The sequence below is a fragment of the Novosphingobium sp. genome, from assembly GCF_041915465.1.
Classification (GTDB): domain Bacteria; phylum Pseudomonadota; class Alphaproteobacteria; order Sphingomonadales; family Sphingomonadaceae; genus Novosphingobium.
The window spans coordinates 1-3259 of sequence record NZ_JAYSBK010000165.1; the positions used below are offsets into that span (position 1 = coordinate 1).

A 3259-nucleotide genomic window follows, 5' to 3' on the forward strand; every position below is an offset into this window, starting at 1 on the left:
AGATGAACACCGTCGGACCGGCGATGAGCTTCCTCACCTCGTGCTGCGACTTCCCGCAGAAGCTGCAGTAGAGGGTGCTCTTTGCGTCTGAACCTTGCAGTTTGGTCATGCCTTCTTCCGTTTCGCCGCCGGGGGCGGGACTCGTCCAGACTCTACCCGGATGAGACCAATTATCAATCCTGAGCCATAACCCAGGTCACATTGCCACCGGCTGAAGCGGCAAGGTGGACGAATCCTTACCCCGCCGCACCGCCGGGGCGCTTATTCCGGCGCGCCGCCCGAACCAGTCTGTTCGCCGACCGAATCGGTGTCGGGACGCGATTCGAACACCTTGTCGACCAGGCCGAATTCCTTCGCCTCGTTCGCATCGAGCCAGTTGTCGCGATCGACGGCGGCTTCGATCTCTTCGAGGCTCTTGCCGGTGTACTGCGAGTAAAGCTCATTGAGGCGCTTGCGCAGACGCAGGATTTCGCGGGCCTGGATCTCGATATCGCTGGCCATGCCGCGCGCGCCGCCCGAAGGCTGGTGAATCATGATCCGCGCCTGCGGCAGGGCAATGCGCATCCCCGGTTCGCCAGCGGCCAGCAGGAAGCTGCCCATCGAGCAGGCCTGGCCGATGCACACGGTCGACACGCGGGGGCGGATGTACTGCATGGTGTCATGGATCGCGAGACCAGCCGTCACCACGCCGCCGGGCGAGTTGATGTACATCGAGATGTCCTTGGACGGATTCTCGCTTTCCAGGAACAGCAGCTGGGCCACGATCAGCGAGGCCATGTGATCCTCGACCTCGCCGGTCACGAAGATGATGCGTTCGCGCAGCAGGCGCGAGAAGATGTCGAACGCGCGCTCACCGCGGCTCGACTGCTCGACCACGGTCGGCACCAGCGCACCGGTGATGGGATCGACGTTGAACTTGCCTTGAGCGCTGGACGATCCAAACAGGTCGAGCATGGAATTCCTCTTCATGAACTTTGAAATCCCTATGTCGCGACTGCGCGCGCGATGTTCAAGGGCGTTAACCGCTTAAGCGTGTGTTCTGGGCAATCAACCTTGCGCAAGGGGAGAATTGACGGCTTATTGGCTGGCGGAATCAGGGGAAAGGACCCAATCCATGAAGACCTTGCCTGCCATCTTTGCCGTCGCGGCTGCCGCCATCGCAGTCCCCGCCCAGGCCGAGCCGACCGCCGCCGACGTGCTGCCCTTGCTGGCGAAAAAGGACAAATCGGCCGTCGCCGTGATCATGGCCTACCAGAACGGCATGGACTGGGCTGACACCGACGTGAACTATCGCACCGAAAAGAACCTCTACTGCATCCCCCCCAAGCTTTCGCTGACCACGGACATGGTGATTGCAACGCTTACGGATTGGGTGGGAACCGACAAGGACAAGCTCGACCTGCCGCTGGGCATGGCCTTACTGCTGGCCAACGAAGACAAGTACCCCTGCCCTTCGGACAAGAAGCTCTGAAGCGGGGCAAGCGGAAACGAGTCTGAACATGAATGCACAACCTTCAGCGATGAATGTCCCGCGCGGTTCGGTCCTGTTCCGCCCCGATGAAAGCTGCGCGGGCTTCGTGGTGGTGCACAGCGGCACGATCAAGGTATCGCTGACCGCGGAAAATGGGCGCGAGATCGTGCTCTACCGCGTTCGCCCCGGCGAGATTTGCCTGCAAACCTTTGGCTGCCTGGTCAACGGCACGACTTACTCGGCCGAAGGCATCGCCGAAACCGACATCGCGATCGAAGTGATCCCGACCGGCGAATTCAATCGCCGGGTGGAAAGCGACGGGGCGTTTCGTTCGTCTCTGTTCGCCGCCGTGGCGACGCGCTTTTCCGATCTTGAACGGCTGGTTGAGGATGTCGCCCTGTCGAGCATCGCCGAGCGCCTCGCCCGTGCGCTGCTGCGCCTGGCCGGACCGGAAAGCGTGGTCGATGCGACCCACGAACTGCTGGCAACCGAAATCGGCTCGGCCCGGGCCGTGGTCAGCCGCCAACTTGGCGCCTTTGCCCGCGACGGCCTGATCACGATTACCCGCGGGCACATCGAACTGGTCGATCGCGACGCGCTGCAGTCGCTGGCGGGGGCTGGCGAATAAATTTCGCGCTTGGTGACAATGTCACAGACAGCACGCGCAAAGCGTGCAAGATTCACCCTGGTCGCAAGCAAAGGGACAGGAACCATGACTCGCAACGAAGGTACCACGGACCGCGCACTGCGCATCTTCCTTGGCGTGCTGCTGATCGGCCTCGCCATTTCGGGCACGACGGCACTCGGCTGGATCGGCGTTGTTCCGCTGCTCACCGGTCTGGTCGGCACCTGCCCGCTCTATTCGATCCTCGGGATCAACACCTGCAAGGTAAACTGAGTTCTTCCGGCAGCCCGGTGCCTGGGCACCGGGCGCGGGTCGCAAGCCGGTAGATCCAATGCAAAGGCCCGGTGCGATTGCTCGCACCGGGCCCTGAATGCGTTGGCCTGAAAGAGGCGATCAGGCCTTCTTGGCCGGAGCCTTCTTCTTCGGAGCGGCTTCAGCCTTTTCTTCCTTGGGGGCTGCGGCCTTCTTGGGCGCGGCCTTCTTGGCAGGCTTGGCTTCTTCGGCCGGAGCGGCTTCCTCGGCCGGAGCGGCTTCCTCGGCCTTTTCCGCCTTCTTGGCCGGAGCCTTCTTGGCAGCGGCCTTCTTTGCCGGCTTGGCCGGAGCCGCAGCGGTATCTTCCGCTTCGATCGCGGCCTGCAGTTCTTCGCGGGTCACTTCGCGCTCGGTCACGTCGGCCTTGTCGAACAGGAAGTCGACGACCTTGTCTTCATAGAGCGGCGCGCGCAGCTGGGCCGCGGCGAGCGGGTCCTGCTGGATGTATTCGACGAAGCGCTGGCGGTCTTCCGGGCGATACTGCTGGGCAGCCTGCTGCAGCAGCATCGACATTTCCTGGCCCGACACTTCCACGCCGTTGGCCTGGCCGATTTCCGACAGCAGCAGGCCGAGGCGCACGCGGCGCACGGCGATCGCGCGGTAATCATCCTTTTCGGCTTCGATCTCGGCCATCGCGGCAGCCGGATCGGCTTCGCGGGCGGCTTCCTGGCTGAGCTGGGCCCAGATCTGTTCGAATTCGGCTTCGACCATCGAGGGCGGCACGTCGAAATCGTGATCGGCGGCCAGCACGTCGAGCAGGGCGCGCTTCATCTGGGTGCGGGTCAGACCGGCGGTTTCCTGTTCCAGCTGGCCGCGCAGCAGACCCTTCAGCTGGTCGAGGCTTTCAAGGC

At 63.1% G+C, this 3259-nt stretch carries 5 protein-coding genes and 1 pseudogene; 3 read left to right on the plus strand and 3 right to left on the minus strand.

Annotated elements, in window-relative coordinates:
• Positions 1-109 (minus strand): ClpX C4-type zinc finger protein (locus ACE3SN_RS16450; protein WP_374531866.1); only part of this gene is annotated, 109 nt, incomplete at its 3' end.
• A 152-nt stretch (positions 110-261) separates the two neighbouring features.
• The gene (gene clpP, locus ACE3SN_RS16455) at positions 262-954 is read right to left on the minus strand and encodes an ATP-dependent Clp endopeptidase proteolytic subunit ClpP (RefSeq protein ID WP_374531868.1); all 693 of its coding nucleotides are present in this window, start codon (positions 952-954) and stop codon (positions 262-264) included.
• 160 nt (positions 955-1114) lie between these two features.
• On the opposite strand from clpP, the gene ACE3SN_RS16460 reads away from it, so the two are divergent.
• The 3 genes from ACE3SN_RS16460 to ACE3SN_RS16470 all read left to right on the plus strand — a co-directional run bounded on the left by ACE3SN_RS16460 (position 1115) and on the right by ACE3SN_RS16470 (position 2369).
• Positions 1115-1471, plus strand: a complete 357-nt coding sequence (locus ACE3SN_RS16460; RefSeq protein ID WP_374531860.1) for a hypothetical protein — start codon at positions 1115-1117, stop codon at positions 1469-1471.
• A 28-nt stretch (positions 1472-1499) separates the two neighbouring features.
• The gene (locus tag ACE3SN_RS16465) at positions 1500-2099 is read left to right on the plus strand and encodes a Crp/Fnr family transcriptional regulator (RefSeq protein ID WP_374531862.1); all 600 of its coding nucleotides are present in this window, start codon (positions 1500-1502) and stop codon (positions 2097-2099) included.
• Between the two features lie 84 nt (positions 2100-2183).
• A complete protein-coding gene (locus tag ACE3SN_RS16470; protein WP_374531864.1) occupies positions 2184-2369 on the plus strand; it encodes a DUF2892 domain-containing protein in 186 nt (61 codons plus the stop codon).
• Between the two features lie 120 nt (positions 2370-2489).
• On the opposite strand, the pseudogene ACE3SN_RS16475 reads toward ACE3SN_RS16470, so the two are convergent.
• A pseudogene (locus ACE3SN_RS16475) lies at positions 2490-3259 on the minus strand (trigger factor); the annotation flags it as partial.

Coding starts and splice junctions, on each gene's coding strand:
- ACE3SN_RS16460 (WP_374531860.1), top strand. CDS start 1,115: ATGAAGACCTTGCCTGCCATCTTTGCCGTCGCGGCTGCCGCCATCGCA.
- ACE3SN_RS16465 (WP_374531862.1), top strand. CDS start 1,500: ATGAATGCACAACCTTCAGCGATGAATGTCCCGCGCGGTTCGGTCCTG.
- clpP (WP_374531868.1), bottom strand. CDS start 954: ATGCTCGACCTGTTTGGATCGTCCAGCGCTCAAGGCAAGTTCAACGTC.
- ACE3SN_RS16470 (WP_374531864.1), top strand. CDS start 2,184: ATGACTCGCAACGAAGGTACCACGGACCGCGCACTGCGCATCTTCCTT.